The organism is Chryseobacterium gambrini (assembly GCF_027920505.1).
Classification (GTDB): Bacteria; Bacteroidota; Bacteroidia; order Flavobacteriales; family Weeksellaceae; genus Chryseobacterium; species Chryseobacterium gambrini.
This window is the reverse complement of record NZ_CP115857.1, coordinates 304,011-320,993: the sequence shown is the minus strand read 5'-3', so window position 1 is coordinate 320,993 and position 16,983 is coordinate 304,011. Positions and strand designations below refer to the sequence as shown.

The window sequence follows — 16,983 nt, the reverse complement described above, 5'->3', positions numbered from 1 at the left end:
TTGAACGTACCACAATATTATCAACGATAAACAATAAACTCAACAAAATATTACACATATTCAGTATTTTATTACAAATTTTCAATACATTTAACGAAGCGATAAAAATTGGTTAGATATTTGAATGGTAAAAATTAACAGCCAACGCTATTGTTCACCTATTCACTTAAAGTAATTATTATGATTATTCAGTACTCTTTTCTTACAGACTACATCATCGGTATGATGAGAAAGTCTTTTACCATACCCGTCAATTGATCTGCAATTATCATCATCAGGTGTTCCGAAACTATTTTCAATTAAAAAAACTTCCACTATCATGATTTTTGAAGAAAACCATTCTGTATTGCAGGATAACCACAATCTTTCCTATGTAAAAAATGTGATCAATTTTCACGGAGATAAATCTTTTATTCTTAATTCTTTGCAAAAGATTAAAAACAATACGATCTGTAAAATAAAAAGAAAAACCATCAATAAACTGATTAAAGAATACACGCATCACCTTAATCAATATATTGAAAATGAAGATATTAATTCAAAACCGGAGAATTATGAGCTTTCGCCTGTGTACGCAAGACAGTCGTATGAAAAAGTGTTAAAAGAGGATGAATATCTGCAGAAAGTTTTAACTTTTTTAGTGAATCAGTGAGAGTCTTTCTTCCTCCAGATCAATTTTTACGAGATGTCTCCGGATAAGATCTTCATCAAAATGCTGCTTTTTGTCGTAGTTTTGCTCAATCAGCCATGCTCTTTGCGCATTGAGAATATCCAGATAAGCGTCTTTGATTTCGGAGGATAGTTTAATATCGGGCTCTTTTTCCACTTTTCCTCTCCATTTTTCATGAATCTGCTGCAAAAACATACTCTTTTCCAGTAATTCGCTATGATTTTTTCTGAGATGCTCTAAAGTCATTTTCGCCATTTCACGACGGATCAGCTCTTCCGCTTCGTCTTCAGGAAGGTGATCGTTGTAGGAAGGTATTTCCATTTTTCTAATGAGATAAGGAAGCGTAAGTCCCTGAACCAGCAATGTTGTTAAAATGACAATAAAAGTAATGAACAAAATTAAATTCCGCTGAGGAAAATCCGGGCCATCGGGATAGAGTTTTACGGGAATTGAAAGCGCTGCTGCCAAAGACACCACTCCCCTCATTCCGGTCCAGCCCAACAGAATCGGAGCTTTAAATCCGGGACTTCTGTTGTCTGCAACGGTAATGAAGTTTCTGGCAATTAAAGTGACCACTACTGCTCCGTAAGCCGACAGAATTCTTACCACGATCAAAACCGCAGTTATAAGCAATCCGTATCCTACCGCAGCGTAAATACTTACTTCTCCCAAACCTGAAGTAATTTCCGGAAGATCCAGACCAATAAGAATAAAAACCAGACCGTTGAGTACGAAAGACAGACTTTCCCAGACATTCAGCCCCCGTAAACGCGACGATGTACTGAGAAAGCTATGACGGTTATTGGAAAGCAGCAACCCTCCGCTTACAACGGCTAAAACGCCTGAGCTGTGCGCTTCTTCCGCTGCAATATACATCAAATAAGGTGCAACAATGGTAAGAATTGTGTCCATATTGGCATCTGTAGGAAGCAGTTTATGTCCTTTCATGAACAGCCAGCCGATGATTAACCCGATTCCGATTCCGCCAATCAGCATCCACGAAAAGCTGAAAACCGCATCCTGCCAAATGAACTGTCCGGTTGCAACCGCAATCATCGCAAAACGGAAAATGATTAAGGAAGATGCATCATTCAGAAGACTTTCTCCTTCCAGAATAGAGGACAGCCTTTTCTGGACTTTTACAAATTTCAGAATCGCTCCTGCACTTACCGCATCGGGCGGGGACACAATTCCTCCGAGTAAAAATCCTAAAGCCAGTGAAAATCCGGGAATAAAATGATTGGCTACAAAAGCAACCGTCGTTGCGGTAAGAAATACAACAACAAAGGCAAAACTTCCTATAATCCGCCTCCATTTCCAGAGCTCTTTCCATGAAATTGCCCACGCTGCTTCATACAGCAAGGGTGGAAGAAAGATAATAAAGATAAGTTCGGGATCTATTCTGATGACCGGAACGTTGGGAATAAAACTGATTAACAATCCTGCCACAACCAGCAATACAGGATAGGCTACCCTGATTTTGTTGGCAATCATAATGATAAAAACAATGGCAATGATTAAGGAGAGATAATAAGGAAAGTTTTCAAGCATTCTAAATTTTTTCAATACTAAAGGTACGTATTAAAGTGAAAATTTTAAATGAAAAAATGGTAGTTTAATCTAAAATTCAAACAAAATCAATTAAAAATTGAATATCCTTTATTATTCATCATGCTTGATTTTACTGTAAAGCAGCACGTTTTTTTTATGCTAAAAGCTTTTTAAGTTCGCAAATGCGTTTGACTCAATAAAGAAACCTATTTTTTACATTTATGATAAATTGCGCTCAATCCCATAAAAAAACGAACGTTTTAAAGATTTAAAAAATTTCATCAAATTAGCAGATAAAAATAACTCCATAATTTTTTGCTTGATTTTTTAAGCACATCATGAATATTTCAGAAAAAGCAGACAGGAAAAGCAGACGGTTTTACTACATCAAACTGTGTATATTTTTATCGGGACTTTCGGTATTTGCGCAGCTTTATCTTTTTCAGCCGTTATTACCAATGGTTGCGGAACATTTCCATACGACGGTTGGAGACAGCTCTCTGTTGGTTTCTTCTTCAACGATCGGAATGGCTTTGGGGCTTTTCTTTTTTGCATTCCGCGCAGACAGTTTTTCGCGAAAGAAACTGATGGTTTTTTCTCTGATTGTATCGGCAATTTTAACCATCATTTCAACATGGATTCCGAGTCTACCACTCCTTATCATTATTGGAATGGTAAAAGGTTTTGTAATTTCCGGTGTTTCTTCGGTGGCTCTGGCTTATCTTACGGAGGAAGTTGAAATCTCTGTGGTGGCTTTGGCAATCAGTATGTATCTCAGCGGAAACACCATCGGCGGCATGAGCGGAAGGATTTTGGCAACTCTTCTCGCAGGAGAATTCGGATGGAGAAATGCTGTTTTAATGATCGGGATTCAAAGTCTGATTTTGGGACTGGTGTTTTGGAAGCTTTTTCCGGATTCAAAATTTTTCAAGCCTCAGAAAACAGATTATCATTTGAAAATGAAGCAGATGAAAAGACTGATCCGTGATTCTTATATATTGCGTTTGTATTTCATTGCCGCTTTATTAATGGGAACTTTTGTGAGTGTCTATAATTATATGACGTTCCGTTTAGAATCTGAACCGTTTTCTTTAAGTCATGTTTTTATTGCATTTATTTTCCTGATGTATACTTTCGGAGTTTTGGGAACCATGATAACCAGCAGACTGTCTGCAAGATTTGAAAAGAGATACATTCTGAAGGGTTCGATTTTCTTTTTATTAGCGGGACTTGTTCTTCTTCTTTCTGAAAACATTTATATCGTTGTTTTCGGACTGGGATTGTTTACTTTATGCTTTTTTGCTGCCCATACTATGGCAAGCCAGATGACGGCGCTGCATGCGAAAGAAGGAAAATCTTCCGCAACTTCCATCTACTGGCTTTTCTATTATTTCGGGTCGAGTTTTCTGGGAAGCGGAACCGGATATCTGCTCCACTCTACTTCATGGAATGTTTTTATTGGTGTATTAATTTCAGTCATTATGATCGCATTCGCATTAACTATTGAACATAAATCTCTGAAAACTGAATAATTAAATTTTTCGATTTAACATAATATACCACACAAATACCACAAATTTAACTTTCTGAAATATTGTTTAAAATTTTTAATTTAATTTAAAAAATTGATTATCAATTATTTACAATAAAAATAAAAATCATTCTTAACAATAGTTTAATTATTATTCCAAACATAAGGCATAGTATTTGCAAAACTTCTTACACAAGGCATTCACTAACCTTAGAATAATAACATAAACACCCACAAAATATTATGAACGTTGCAGATTTAAAAATTAAAAATCTAGTGGAATATAAAAATCAGATTTATACCATTACTGAAATATTCCAGAATGATGAAAAAGATTATTTTGTACAGATTGAAAATGATTTTCACAGTTTTTCTGTTCCGGCAAAATCAATCAAACCCATTCAGATTACTGAAGAATGGCTGGAAAAATTCGGATTTTCAAGAACTTACAGCTCTGAACAGCGTATTCGTTATGAAAGACCGGAAACCTTCATTAAATATGATTTTGATCTAAGTTCCAGAAAAATTGTAGAAGGTCTGAAAATCTACGGGAATTCTATCAGATGTAAGTACATCCATGAATTTCAGAATATTTTTTCTTGTCTTTTCGGCAAAGAACCCACTTCCATAAGTTATGGACTGATGCACACCGAATCTTAATAATATATACTTTCATTAAAAAACCACAACTTTCGGGTTGTGGTTTTGTCTTTTTATTCCTCTTCCAATACTTCTTCCAAAGCTACAGGATCTGCTTCTTCCTGATATTGCTCCCACTCTTTTTCGAGCTGCTTATTGGTTTTCATTTCCTCTTCAAGTTTTAATGTTTCGCGATATTGTCTGGCTTCTGCGGTAAGAGTCCATTTGCAGATAATTCCGGTATCTTCCAGATAATTTTTAATATCGTTAATTCCAAGTCTGAAAAATTCTTTCCGCGGATTGATTTTATTAAGCTGATTCTTTAAAAACTTTTTGTGAAGCTGTCTTTCCAAAGCCGGAGCATCATCGGAATAAATCATCGCATGAACATCAAATTCAAACGGCACACTTGCATCGCCAAGTTCACGAACACGATCCAGCGGTTCCAGACGTCTTGTCATCCCGATTTTATAAACATCCTCTCCAAATGATCCTACATTTGAAATAATATAAACATTTCCGGAACGCGTTTGCTGAGCCATAGAAATTGCTCTTTGATTTTTTTCTTCCGCAACCATTAATTTACCCTGAAGTTCTTCGAGTTTCTGCTGGAAGATCAGTCTTTGCTCTTCATTAGCTTTTGCAACCTGCGATTCGGCTTTTTCAATCAGTCTTTTCAACGTTAATTCTTCTTTTTCGGCATCTTTTATGGCTTTTTCATATTCTCTTCTTGCTTTTTCTTCCTCCCTCATCTGTTCCCTGATCTGTCTTTGCTCTTCCTGTTCCTGCCATTTCAGCTCCTGAGCAATAACCGCCCATTTCAGTTCTTCAAGACGGGCTTCGTGGTATTCTACCGAAATTCTGGCTTTTCTGAACGCTTCTCCGTTAAAATTAACCAACTGAAAAGCATCATCAATTTTCTGTTTAAGAATTCCGTAATTGTCTTTTTTTACTGAATTTAAAATGGTTTCAACTTTTCCGTTGTAAGCATCGATTACAAAGTCTATGGCGATATTTCTTCTGAATTCATCCATATATTCGCAGATTCCGGCTTGTCGGCTTGTGATCATTAATTTGTTATTCTGTCGAAGCTTTTTAAGATTTTCTCCGGCTTCTTTGTGGCTGAATTCTTCGGCAAGATCATCCAGCAAAGTGTAAGAAGGTACGATATATTCGTTTCCGTAGCCTTTTATTACATTTTTCATTGCTTTTATTCTGTCGGCAATTTCATTGGCTTCTCGTAAACTTCTGTAAGCATCACCTCCGATGGCAAGTGCTTTGTCTTCAGCATTATCGATAATTCTTTTGGATTCTCTTACTGCATTTTCATACAGCAGTTCAACTTCTCTAGTTCTTTTTTCTACAAGTTCCTTTGCCATTCTTCTCGACTCCTTCGCCTGAAGCTGCGCGTTATCCAGTTCCGCCTGTGCTCTTTCTTTTAATTTTAAACTGTCCCTTTCTGCTCTTTTCAGAAGATATTCGCATTCTACCTGAACGTTAATAATATCCTGATATTTGCTTAAAGCATCGTTTTGATTCTTTAATTGAATATTCTTTTCATCCACCGAACGTTTTTCAATCTGCAGATTAGAAAAATCGGCTCTTATTCTCTGGATTTTGTCCTGCAAAGATTTTTTGTCTGAATTGAGGTTTGAAATCTCATTTCTGAGCTGATTGATTTCTTTCTTAAGATTTACAATTTGAGCTTCTTTCTCGGAAGCCTGTTTTTTATTCTTACCTGATTTGCTGAATGCAAAAATCAGCAGACCCAATAAAATAATGATGATTAAAATTTCCATATAATTAAATGAATTTTTGATTATCAGATGGAGCAATAATACATCTTTAGAATGGCTGTTCCTTACGGTTTTCCATAATTCCATAAAAAAGTTAGGCTTCAAATCTTCGATTTGAAGCCGAAACACACCATCTAAAAAAAATATTATGCCTCCGCATATTCCCATATTCCGGAAACAGAAAGTATTTCCAGTCCCGGTTGTTTTTCGCCATAACTGAAAATTCCGATATATTTTGTAGCACAGGATTCGCAGTCTGTCCCGAAGTACAACGTCGGTAAATCATTAAATGTAAATTCTCCGGCATGAAGCATATTCTTTTGTGTCTCTTTTATCATTGAATCCTTAAGTAAATTATTGATAGATAGAATTTTATTTTCATGATAGAGTTGAAAAACCGGAAACCCTGATTCGTAAGGAGTAATGTTCACTAGATTTTCATGAGTACAGTTGCAGCAGATGAATTTCAGTTCCGCAGACGGACTGATTTCATCATTGATAAACGTATCTTTCGGAATAATTGCCTTATTTACGATCTGTATTTTCTTCGTTATTGCGTACATTTTCAGTTAAATTTATTGAATCACCATTCCAACCGCTGAAGGATAATTTCCGCTCGGACTTTTCTTTATCGTTATCTTAATATAACCTTCCTGCGCAAGCTTATTCCATGTTTTTGTATATCCGGTTGAAGGATCAAGAGGAATTTTCCACATCGTCTGTTTCCCTTTTCCAACCTGCCCGAACCACGGAATAATGTCTGCCGTTTGTCCCTTGAAAGGTAGCAAATTATTCAAAACTTCTATTTCATAATAGAAATCATAGGCGTTTTCCGGTTTGTTAAGGGCGCGTTGAGCAAAAGTGTAAACATAGCCATTGATGATCGGACTGGTAAAATTCCCTCCCAGAGTCGGCGCTCCGGTTCCGCTGTACGTTCCTATTGCTCCGCTGTAGCGGTCGTATTTTTGTCCAGTGGTGAAATCTGTATTATCCACAATATTATAACCTCCGTTTGCAGGCGGCCAACCTCCGTTCAGATTATTCGCTTTAAAAACAGATTCCAGTTCGCTCCATTTTCCCTGCCTGTATAAATCGTAAATCTGATTTCTTAAAGTCTGGTTTACCGTATTCGAAGGATCGTAAGTGGCGGCGAGTTCATCTGCATTTTTATAAAACACCGTGGTTACTTCACTGGGTGCATTTTCATCTTCAATAGTTGAAGAACTGCACGCTACAGAAAACAGGACAACCGACAGAAACGAAATGTAATTGAGTAGTTTTTTCATATATTTCAATAATTATTAATTTTAAAAATGTAAAAGCAAAAAACAGCCTCACAGATCTTTATGAGGCTGTCCATTACTAATTTAATTTCATATCCCAACCTCTTTAAATTCTTTTTTTCCAAAACACAGAATCGCTCCAGCGCTGTTCTTTCTGATAAAAAAATGTCTTTGTTCTGAGATAATTATGATAAATGCTATTAATGTTTTCCTGATAACTTAAAAAAGTATTGTCGTGTCCGGAATCTGCATCAATAATTGCTTTTGCGGCATGACATGCAGAACTTATGGCAAACCCGATTCCCATTGATGAAATAGGATCAAATGAAGCCGCTGCATCTCCCACCGCCAGAAAATTTTTGCTTGAACTGATGTCTGCAATCTGCGAAAATGCATTTTTCACCCAGGGTTTTCCTTCGGAAGCAGCCTTCGAGATTTTATGCTGAATATGTTTTGTCTTTGATAATAATACTCCAGTTTTCAGTATTTTCGAGCTTTTTTCTTTAATAATCTGTGCGTCGGAAAAAAAAGTAAGCGTCATTTTATGATTCGGCAGAGAAGCACAGTACCACCAACCGTCTTCAATAGATTCTATAATGATATTCTGTTCAATCGTCTGATATTCATCAAAATAAAAAAATCTTCCGATCGCAGCAAGTTCGTCATATCGTTGTGACTGAACTCCTATTTTCCGGCATACACTTCCCATTCTTCCGGTCGCGTCAATCAGATAATCTGCTTTTATGGTGAAATTTCCTTTGGTTTCATGTTTTACATCTACCGTCCAGTGATGGTTTTCATCCTGATCAAAAGACAGACATTTCGTTCTCGGAAAAATAATTCCTCCCTTTTCAGAAACATTTTTCAGAAGCAGATAATCGAATTCCTCCCGGTTCAGCTGAAAACTTTCGGTTTCGGTATTAAAGATAGAATCACGAACCATCAGTCTTTCGCTTCCCCAAGCTGCCGTACTGCTGTGTCCCTGAATAAAATTATTCTGATCGAAAGCTGTTTTTTCGATTCCCATATAGCTGAGAAGATCAAAAATACTTGAGTTCACCTGTTCCCCGATTTTTACAGATTCCAGATCGGTTTCTTCTACAATAACTATTTTCAGGTCAGAATATTTAAGCAGACTTAAAGCGGCGGAAGTCCCAGCTGGACCTCCACCGACAATTAATACATTAGTTTCTAACAAGTTTTGCATTTTATCTTCTGTTTCGCGTTCCGGAACGAGGTAAAGGCATACGGTCTGCTGCAACAGCAATCTCTTTAAATCCTACCTCTTCCAGATGTTCCATCATCATTCTTCCTTTTTCACTTCTTTCGGTAACCACCTGCGTTTTCTTTTCGATATAGAAAACCGGAATTGTGGTCTCATCATCCTCTTCGTTTCCGCTGATCTCACTTACAGGAACATTTTCATATGTAAATATTTCGTTATTTCTTTCAGTTTCCACAAAGAATGGGAAACCGGCGCTGTGAGAATTTTTATCTCTGATAAATCCTAGCGCGTACCAGTACTGAACCATCTGCGTAAAACTGTTGATTCCACGCGCATAATTCATCTGCTGTCCTGCAGGAACATTGGTCGCCGACTGACCTTCAGCCGTAAATTCGCCAACCAGAACATCCCACGGACTTTGAGGCGGCCACCAGTAAGAATAGTACGTAGGAGGAAGCGGCGCTGCCGGAGAACCCGCTTTATTCACAGACGGATCTGTAAAGTTGATTAGCTGAATCGTACACTGGAAGAAATCCGCCTGCCAAGGACAAGCCATTCTTTTGGTAAGATCTCCCGGTTCGCAGCCTCCGCCTTCGCACTCATCACGAGAAGGCGTTAAACCCTGCGCTGCATATTGCTGTTCGTTTCCGTACTGTAAAATTCTATAAGGATTTGCATAAATAATAGGATTCTGTAAATTCCATGTTACTTCAATTCCCGGACACATCGGAAGTCCTACACAATTTCCTACACTTGCTGCATCCATAGCATTTACAGGATATTGTTCGTAATTCGGATCGCTTACAAAATTTCCGTCCGCCCACTGCTGCATCAGGAAAAGCTGTGTTTCATCCAGTGCCATGAATTTCATGATATTAATATTGCTCACCGAGTTGCTTCCTGAATTTAAAGGCATCATCGGGAAAATATCGGTTCCGTTTTCTTTCAGAAGCTGCTCCTGAGGTAAATTAGGAGGAACCGATGGCTGAGCATCATTTTGTCTGAAATATGAAAAATAATTCTGCCTGTTTTGGCGGTTTGCCTCAGAATTGTCTGTAAAATCAAAAATATTGCTGGTAAAAGCCATCATCGACTGTACATTGGCAACCCATTGATATTTGCTGATTCTGTTGATAATCGGTAAAATATCTCTCTGGAAATTTGCCTGAAAGTTCGGATTATAATTTCCGTTGCTGTACATTTCAGGAACCAGATTGAAATTTCTTACCCCAACATCGAACATCGTATCGCTTAAATTTGAAATATTCACAATTTCCGGTGCGAAATCCGGTGATCCGATCACAACCCATGCCGTGAGAGAAACCGAAGGCGTTCCGTCATTAAAGTTTACCGTACAGTAAACAGGTCCGTCCGAAATATCGTCGTGCCATGTACTGGAACCACCATAACTTGTTAGAGGTAAATTTCCGCCCGCATGACCAAAACCTCCCAAAACAACCAGTCTTCCCGAATTATCCGTGAGAAGATCTCCCAACGTAACCACCGGAACTCCGTATAAAACTTTCTGTGGAGGATATTGCGCAGGATAACCTGCAGGAACATTGTTCTGATCGAATCCTATCGAACTTTGTTTACCGGAAATGGTTCTGGGTCCCGGATCTACGATTAAAGTTTGTCTGTCATTCTGCGGCACATCAGGATTTCTAAAAGGAATTTTCTGATTTTCGTAGCTGTTTTCCTGACCGTACAACAGATTTCCCTGAAGCTCGCTGTACTGATACCACGCTGCTTTTTTGTTTGCCAAATGCACCGTCCATTCGATAGAAGCTACATTCGGAGTGTCTAGGGTGATTTCTTCTCCTGTGTCTGAAAGGATTTTAAAAGGCTGTCCCTGTCTTTTGATAAGACCTGCAGCATCTTTAAAGGAAGTAATTGGACCTAAGGAATTCCCGTTGTTATCGGCATCAAACGGCAAACCACCGATGGTGTCCGGAGACAGGCAGATTTCAGTTGTGCTATTCCCTAATCGGGCAACACCTACTGATGGGTGAATTGATAGATTCATGGTTTAATTATTTAGTTTTCCCTACTCTGTTATTGGCTTTTCGGTTCCGCCTTTTATAAATGGTTGTTCAGTTTTGTTTAAAATATCACTCCTAAAACGAGCAATTATTTCGATGATAAATTTAAAATATTTTTCTCATATATTGGTGAAATTATTATAAATAAATTGAAAACTTTAAATTAACAACAATCATAAACAGTTTAACATTATTAATTAAACGTTTAATAAGCAAAAAACCTTCGGATATAAAATCTGAAGGTCTAAATTATTATAAATGAAAGTTTTAATTGATGTTTAAATAGTCTTTAATTACTTTCAGGACTCCAAAATGATCATTAGAACCGGCTTCAAAACTTGCCGCTTTTTTTACCAGAGGATGCGCATTCTGCATCGCATAAGAATATTTTGAATTTTCAAGCATCTGAATATCATTCATATAATCTCCAAAAGCCATAGTCTGCTGTGGAGTAATATCCAAAGCTTTCTGCAGTTTTTCCAGTGCCATTCCTTTATTGATATTCTTGTTCATGATATCCAGCCAATACTGACCGGAAACCACTACCTCCAAATCATATTTTTCAAAATCTTTTAATACAGGATAAACGTTTAATTCCGAACCACCGGAATGATATACCGCAACTTTAAAAATACTGTCATCAATTTCCTGCGTAAGATCTTCTCTCCGCTCGTTATCTGTATAAAACTGGGAAACATAATCAATAAAATCCTGATTCTCGGTTTCAAAATATGCTTTTTTCTTCCCCGACAAAACTGCCGTTGCTCCGGGAATTGTTCTGATCTCCGCGATAATTTCCATAATGTATTTTGGATCAAGTTTATCCGCAAAAAGCTCCTCGTTCTTATAAATGACGTAACCCCCATTTTCTGCTATGAAAGCCATTTCATTTTCGATTTCCCCAAAATATTTAGTAATTCCCAACATCTGTCTTCCGCTCGCAGGAACAAATAAAATATTTCTTTTTTTCAGCTCTTCATATATTTTCGGAAATTCCGGACTTACTTCATGGGAAGAATTCAGGAACGTTCCGTCCATATCTGTCACAATCATTTTAATATCATTCATAAAAATATTTTACTGTAATTCTAATTTATAATACAAAGATATTGCTATTGTTTTAAATTACAGGTTCTCAATTTTACGAAATGGTTAACAGAAAATCATATTGATAAATTTCGATTGATAAAATCGTTTATTTTACAACAATCATCAAAACAAAACATTTACTTTTGAAAGATTCTAAATAAATATCATTTATTCTAACTAATGTGAAAAATATATAACTTTATCATCAGAAATTAGATAAACCAATTTACCGGAAAAAAATTATCTAAAACTTTAACCATAAATTCAACGAGATGATTATCAACAAAATCTTCAACGTCGACGATTATTATTACGACGTGTTCATGGCGATTTCAGAATCCCTCACCGGATTTTCCGTGAACGAGCTCCAATCTACAGGCTTAGCCGAGATTTATTACAAGTACATTCTCAACCAGATTGAAACTGCCACTTTTATTGAATTTCTGAATATTTCTAAAAATGTTCTGGAAAATTCGGCAAGTCAGGATCAGCTGAAAATTGCGATCACCGCAGAAATTATTGCCAATCCTGCAACTCAGGAAATTGCCCAGAGTTTAATTACCCTTTGGTATATGGGAACCTGGGAGGGCGCTTACGTAAACGACAGATCTTACAAAGAAGGTCTTGTATGGACGGTAATGCATGCGCATCCGCCGGGAGCAAAACAGCCGGGCTTTAAATCTTGGGAAACAAAACCTGTAAACAGCAACTCATGAATCAGACAGAAAAACCTCAGCAAAAGAAAGATGTAATCATCGTAGGAACAGGAATCGCCGGATCTTTGATTGCCAAACTTTTAACAGATCACGTTTTTGATGCCGATGCAAAAAAAATGATCCACCGTTCCGAAACGGACGACTCCAAAACGTATAAAGAACTATCGATTCTGATGTATGAAGCGGGGCTTGAAGCCGGAATAGAACTCGATTCTGCCACTTCAATGGTTACTTACAACGATTACATCCGTAAGTTTTACATAGAAGAAGCCAAAGTTCCGAATTCACCGTATCCGAATCTGAAACAGGCTCCCTCTCCGAATGTTCTGGATATAGAGCCGATTGTTCCGCCGTTTCCGGATAAAAAAGGTTATCTGGTACAGTTCGGTCCGATGCCTTTTGCAAGTGATGCCATTCGCGTAGGAGGCGGAACCACACTTCACTGGCTCGGAACTACCCCAAGAATGCTTCCGAACGATTTCCGACTGAAGGAACAATACGGCAGAGCCATGGACTGGCCGATTGATTATGAGACGTTAAAGCCTTATTATGAAATGGCTGAATTTGAGATCGGTGTTTCCGGAAACGTTGCAGCGCAGGAATATCCTATTAAGGAAAGTATGGAAGAATATTACGGTAAAAATTATGTTTTTCCGATGGAAGAAATTCCGCAGAGTTATATGGATCATCAGATTATTAACGGATTGACAGGAACTTCGGTTCAGCTTAACTTTGAAGAATATCCGATAATGCTTGTTCCGTCTCCGCAGGGAAGAAATTCTACCCCGAATATTGCTTACGGAACATCCAAAATAGTGAAAGCTGAAGCATCAGAATCGGGATATACTTTAACTTTAAAAAATATTGAGAGCGAAGAATACAAAGCTTTAGGAGCTGTATGGAATCCTTATATGGGAGAACGCTGTGAAGGAAATGCATCCTGCGTTCCGATCTGTCCCGTTCAGGCAAAATACAACGCTCTGAAAACGCTGAAAAAAGCTTTATATAAAGTTAATAAAAACCAGAATCTTCAGAGAAATCATAATATTCAGGTTCAGGCACAAAGCGTGGTGTACAAACTGAGTGTAGATGTGGCAGATCAGGAAAAAATCTCTAAAGTTCACATCCGAAGATATATTTCAAGAGAGAAAACAGAGTTTGTAGAAGAAGTTATAGATACGAACGAAACGATCGTTATTCTTGCTGCCAATGCTTTTGAAAACCCGAAAATTCTTTTAAATTCAAAATACACTGTTTTCGAAAACGGGCAAAATGTTGAAAAAACTGTTGCCAACAGAAGCGATCAGGTGGGAAGAAACCTGATGGATCATATGGTAATGCTTACTTGGGGATTATTCCCGGATCCTGTTTATTCTTACAGAGGTCCCGGTTCCACAACCAACATTTCGTCTTTCCGTGACGGAAATTTCAGAAGCGAATTTTCTGCCTGGATCTCTCCTCTTGACAACTGGGGATGGAGCTGGCCGGCTTCTTCTCCAGGATCAGATCTTTCAGATTTTTTAAATGACGGGCTTTTTGGAGAAGAACTAAAAGATGCATTAACGCACAGACTTTCCAGACAGGTGCTTTTCCATTTTGAGATCGAGCAGCTTCCGAATCCGGATAACAGAGTAACTATTAACGACCAGTATCTGGATGTATTGGGAATTCCGCGTCCTGTTATCAATTACGGGCTTACAGAATACGAAATGAGAGCAATGGAACAGGCAAAATTAGCTTCCGACCAAATGTTTGCAAGACTGGGTATTGAAGATTTCACCAAATACAATGCGACAGATAATAATACTTTTGTATATAATAATGTAAGATATTCATATAACGGAGCCGGACATATTGTAGGAACCCACAGAATGGGCGACAATCCGGACGACTCTGTAACAAACAGCTATTGCAAATCGTGGGATCATCCGAATCTATACATTGTAGGAGCCGGAAATATGACAACTTTGGGAACTTCCAACCCTACTCTTACTTTATCCGCATTCACCATCCGTTCCGTAGAATCTATTCTGAAAGATCTGGAAAACATATTAAAATAGAAAACATGAGACAAAGACTAATCAATAAAACAGAACCTCAGGAAAACAGCAGCCTTCTAAGAAGTTCTTCAGAAAAAAATACCATTGTAGACGAAGCCATTTCTTTACAGTCGTTATTATTCGACAACACAAACAGCAAAGAAAACTGGATTGAAGGAATAAAATACCACAGTAAAAATGTAACCAATCTTTTGCTTAACAACCAGATTGATGCGTTTAATGGGTATCTTAGATCACAATTTGGCGGTGAAGTTCCGGAAATTAATCCGACCGCAGATTTCTCCGGAGAAAAGGCGTTTCAGGTAAAAAAAGGATTAGAGAATCTGGATTACCGCCCAATTTTACAGGATTTGCTTCAGACTGCGATTTTAATCGAGCATTCCACAATTCCTCCGTATTTAACGGCTTTATATTCTATTAAAGACGGAACGAATATTCTTCCTTCACAGATCATCCGAAGTGTAGCGGTTGAAGAAATGCTTCATATGATTATGGTTTGCAACGTGATGAACGCAGTAAGCATTCAGCCTTCGGTAAACAGACCGCAGAATTATCCTAATTACCCGATGAAACTGCCATTGAATGTGGATTTCTACGTAGGTCTGGAAACATTCTCATCCAACAGCATTGCAACCTTTATTGCCATCGAAAGTCCGAGCAATCCTTTAGTAAAAGCACCGAAATATGATTATGACGCACAACCGGAAGCCATGCTTTCAAGAGGCGCCGTTCAGGAAAATAATTTATGGACCTTGGAAAACATGAAGGATTTCATCATGAAAAATGTTCATACGATTGGAGAATATTATGATGTAGTGTTCTTTTACATTGTTGTATTCCAGATTATTGCTTATTATAAAGCAAACGGAAAACTACCGCAGACTTTTGAAGAATTAAATAAAGGCGGAATTTTTACTGGAGATCCCGCAAAACAGATCCGTCCGGAACAATACTACGGAAGCGGTGGAAAACTGTATCCTGTTGATGCATTAGAAGGTGTTATTCTTGTTTTTCAGGAAATTAAAGGACAAGGAGAAGGCGCGGATGATTCTATTTTCGATGTAGATCCTTCACAGTTTGAGGAAGGTGCGGAACTGGCTCATTATTTCAGATTTAAGGAAATTTTCCATGAACATTTTTATTTAGGGGGAGATTACAGACCGTTCACCGACGAAAACGGAATGATGCCTGTAACCACTCCACCGGTTGGAAAACCGCTTCCTGTTGACTGGAACGCAGCGTATCCGATGAAACCGAATCCTAAAATGTCAGATTACCAGTCGAATCCGCAGTTATTTGAACAGGGAAAACAATTTAATGTTACGTATAAAAAGTTATTGGATGCGATTCAGGCTGCCGTAGAAGGACATTCTGAAGAACTGGCAAAATCCATCATGTATATGTATGCATTAAAAGAGCAGGCAATCGGATTGATGAGTCAGCCATTGACTTCCCAATATAATGCAGGACCAACTTTTGAGTATCCTGCGAACTAAAAAATGAAAACAAAAAGCCCGTTTTTTATAAATGGGCTTTTCAATAAAATTTTAATAACCAATTTACCATGAGCAATCAATTACCTCCAATTCCGAAAGGATTCGGACTTCCCTTCTATTACGCAACACTTTTTAATTTCGAAGTTGCCTTTCTTGTTGACCGCGAAAAAGTTTTAAAATACCTTGAAAATACAGGGCTTACCGCTTCGAATTTTGACGGAAAAGCTATCGTGAGTTTTAATTTTCAAAATTATACAGGGCAATTTCCTAACGGAGCAAGCACAACTCAGGAAATAGAATTGAATATTGTCTGCTATCCTGAATCTCAAAAAGATACCGTGGCTTTTGTTACCGCAGAAGAATATCTTAGAGGGGAAGAACAAACAAAATTAATGGGACATAAACGCGTTCATGTTCCCTGCGATGCAGATATGGCGATACAGGCCGGAATAGAACTGTTCGGAGAGCCGAAATTCAAAACAACTTTTACCATCAATATTCCTTCCCTTAACGTTCCGGGACAAAATACATGGACAGTAACCTGCAACGATCCTGAAAACAGCGAAGAAACTATTTTCACCTGTAAAGCAGATGTCGCAGATCTTATTCCTGAAATGTCGGCTTTTTCGCCCATCACAGAATACGGACAGAATGAAGGAAAACTGATTGGCTGCCGTTGGAATATTCTGCAGCCTACCAATTTATATTTCTTAAATGCCGAAGAAAGCAGCAAGCGTGTAAGCATGGAATATGGAAACTCCGAACATCCGATGAAAAAAGATATGGAAATCCTTATCGGAAATACTCCCGCTTTTGCAGTAAGAACAAGCATGTCTGCTCCGGCAGCCATTCAGACAAGAGCATATTATATTTAATGAAAACAAA

At 37.9% G+C, this 16,983-nt stretch carries 15 protein-coding genes; 7 read left to right on the top strand and 8 right to left on the bottom strand.

The window, feature by feature from the left end; translation table 11 throughout:
- Positions 1–162: 162 nt before the first annotated feature.
- On the bottom strand, positions 163–315 hold the full coding sequence (locus tag PFY09_RS01335; RefSeq protein WP_175608775.1) for a hypothetical protein: 153 nt from the start codon (positions 313–315) through the stop codon (positions 163–165).
- A 4-nt stretch (positions 316–319) separates the two neighbouring features.
- Between PFY09_RS01335 and PFY09_RS01330 the strand changes: the two genes are divergently transcribed.
- Positions 320–652 (top strand): hypothetical protein, encoded by a 333-nt coding sequence (locus tag PFY09_RS01330; protein WP_076390431.1) that lies wholly within the window; start codon positions 320–322, stop codon positions 650–652.
- On the opposite strand, the gene PFY09_RS01325 is transcribed toward PFY09_RS01330, so the two are convergent.
- Positions 638–2,221, bottom strand: coding sequence for a Na+/H+ antiporter (locus tag PFY09_RS01325; protein ID WP_271161153.1), 1,584 nt, complete (start codon positions 2,219–2,221; stop codon positions 638–640). The genes PFY09_RS01330 and PFY09_RS01325 overlap by 15 nt on opposite strands.
- A gap of 338 nt (positions 2,222–2,559) precedes the next feature.
- On the opposite strand from PFY09_RS01325, the gene PFY09_RS01320 reads away from it, so the two are divergent.
- Positions 2,560–3,753 carry an MFS transporter gene (locus tag PFY09_RS01320; RefSeq protein WP_271161152.1) on the top strand — a complete coding sequence of 398 codons (1,194 nt, stop codon included), beginning with the start codon at positions 2,560–2,562 and terminating at the stop codon, positions 3,751–3,753.
- A gap of 242 nt (positions 3,754–3,995) precedes the next feature.
- Entirely contained in the window at positions 3,996–4,412 is a 417-nt protein-coding gene (locus PFY09_RS01315) for a hypothetical protein (RefSeq protein ID WP_256040698.1), read from the top strand.
- A 53-nt stretch (positions 4,413–4,465) separates the two neighbouring features.
- Here the strand turns inward: PFY09_RS01315 and PFY09_RS01310 are convergent, their stop codons facing one another.
- The 6 genes from PFY09_RS01310 to PFY09_RS01285 all read right to left on the bottom strand — a co-directional run bounded on the left by PFY09_RS01310 (position 4,466) and on the right by PFY09_RS01285 (position 11,805).
- A complete protein-coding gene (locus PFY09_RS01310; RefSeq protein WP_271161151.1) occupies positions 4,466–6,190 on the bottom strand; it encodes a DUF4041 domain-containing protein in 1,725 nt (574 codons plus the stop codon).
- A 143-nt stretch (positions 6,191–6,333) separates the two neighbouring features.
- A complete protein-coding gene (locus tag PFY09_RS01305) occupies positions 6,334–6,750 on the bottom strand; it encodes a hypothetical protein (protein WP_271161150.1) in 417 nt (138 codons plus the stop codon).
- 12 nt (positions 6,751–6,762) lie between these two features.
- Complete coding sequence (locus tag PFY09_RS01300; protein ID WP_271161149.1) at positions 6,763–7,473, bottom strand: glycohydrolase toxin TNT-related protein; 711 nt, start codon at positions 7,471–7,473, stop codon at positions 6,763–6,765.
- Between the two features lie 103 nt (positions 7,474–7,576).
- On the bottom strand, positions 7,577–8,677 hold the full coding sequence (lodB, locus tag PFY09_RS01295) for a lysine-epsilon-oxidase maturase LodB (protein WP_271161148.1): 1,101 nt from the start codon (positions 8,675–8,677) through the stop codon (positions 7,577–7,579).
- Position 8,678: 1 nt separating this feature from the next.
- Entirely contained in the window at positions 8,679–10,721 is a 2,043-nt protein-coding gene (gene lodA / locus PFY09_RS01290; protein WP_271161147.1) for a CTQ-dependent lysine 6-oxidase LodA, read from the bottom strand.
- Between the two features lie 283 nt (positions 10,722–11,004).
- Positions 11,005–11,805, bottom strand: coding sequence for a Cof-type HAD-IIB family hydrolase (locus tag PFY09_RS01285; RefSeq protein ID WP_271161146.1), 801 nt, complete (start codon positions 11,803–11,805; stop codon positions 11,005–11,007).
- A gap of 293 nt (positions 11,806–12,098) precedes the next feature.
- Here PFY09_RS01285 and PFY09_RS01280 point away from each other — a divergent pair, with 293 nt between their 5' ends.
- From PFY09_RS01280 to PFY09_RS01265, 4 genes are all read left to right on the top strand, one after another.
- Positions 12,099–12,542 carry a hypothetical protein gene (locus tag PFY09_RS01280; protein ID WP_271161145.1) on the top strand — a complete coding sequence of 148 codons (444 nt, stop codon included), beginning with the start codon at positions 12,099–12,101 and terminating at the stop codon, positions 12,540–12,542.
- Entirely contained in the window at positions 12,539–14,602 is a 2,064-nt protein-coding gene (locus tag PFY09_RS01275; RefSeq protein WP_271161144.1) for a GMC oxidoreductase, read from the top strand. The genes PFY09_RS01280 and PFY09_RS01275 overlap by 4 nt, the downstream gene beginning before the upstream one ends.
- A 5-nt stretch (positions 14,603–14,607) precedes the next feature.
- On the top strand, positions 14,608–16,098 hold the full coding sequence (locus PFY09_RS01270; protein ID WP_271161143.1) for a ferritin-like domain-containing protein: 1,491 nt from the start codon (positions 14,608–14,610) through the stop codon (positions 16,096–16,098).
- A gap of 68 nt (positions 16,099–16,166) precedes the next feature.
- Positions 16,167–16,973, top strand: coding sequence for a hypothetical protein (locus tag PFY09_RS01265; protein WP_271161142.1), 807 nt, complete (start codon positions 16,167–16,169; stop codon positions 16,971–16,973).
- Positions 16,974–16,983 lie beyond the last annotated feature (10 nt).

Coding starts and splice junctions, on each gene's coding strand:
- PFY09_RS01285 (WP_271161146.1), bottom strand. CDS start 11,805: ATGAATGATATTAAAATGATTGTGACAGATATGGACGGAACGTTCCTG.
- PFY09_RS01330 (WP_076390431.1), top strand. CDS start 320: ATGATTTTTGAAGAAAACCATTCTGTATTGCAGGATAACCACAATCTT.
- PFY09_RS01275 (WP_271161144.1), top strand. CDS start 12,539: ATGAATCAGACAGAAAAACCTCAGCAAAAGAAAGATGTAATCATCGTA.
- lodB (WP_271161148.1), bottom strand. CDS start 8,677: ATGCAAAACTTGTTAGAAACTAATGTATTAATTGTCGGTGGAGGTCCA.
- lodA (WP_271161147.1), bottom strand. CDS start 10,721: ATGAATCTATCAATTCACCCATCAGTAGGTGTTGCCCGATTAGGGAAT.
- PFY09_RS01325 (WP_271161153.1), bottom strand. CDS start 2,221: ATGCTTGAAAACTTTCCTTATTATCTCTCCTTAATCATTGCCATTGTT.
- PFY09_RS01310 (WP_271161151.1), bottom strand. CDS start 6,190: ATGGAAATTTTAATCATCATTATTTTATTGGGTCTGCTGATTTTTGCA.
- PFY09_RS01280 (WP_271161145.1), top strand. CDS start 12,099: ATGATTATCAACAAAATCTTCAACGTCGACGATTATTATTACGACGTG.
- PFY09_RS01270 (WP_271161143.1), top strand. CDS start 14,608: ATGAGACAAAGACTAATCAATAAAACAGAACCTCAGGAAAACAGCAGC.
- PFY09_RS01305 (WP_271161150.1), bottom strand. CDS start 6,750: ATGTACGCAATAACGAAGAAAATACAGATCGTAAATAAGGCAATTATT.
- PFY09_RS01320 (WP_271161152.1), top strand. CDS start 2,560: ATGAATATTTCAGAAAAAGCAGACAGGAAAAGCAGACGGTTTTACTAC.
- PFY09_RS01315 (WP_256040698.1), top strand. CDS start 3,996: ATGAACGTTGCAGATTTAAAAATTAAAAATCTAGTGGAATATAAAAAT.
- PFY09_RS01265 (WP_271161142.1), top strand. CDS start 16,167: ATGAGCAATCAATTACCTCCAATTCCGAAAGGATTCGGACTTCCCTTC.
- PFY09_RS01300 (WP_271161149.1), bottom strand. CDS start 7,473: ATGAAAAAACTACTCAATTACATTTCGTTTCTGTCGGTTGTCCTGTTT.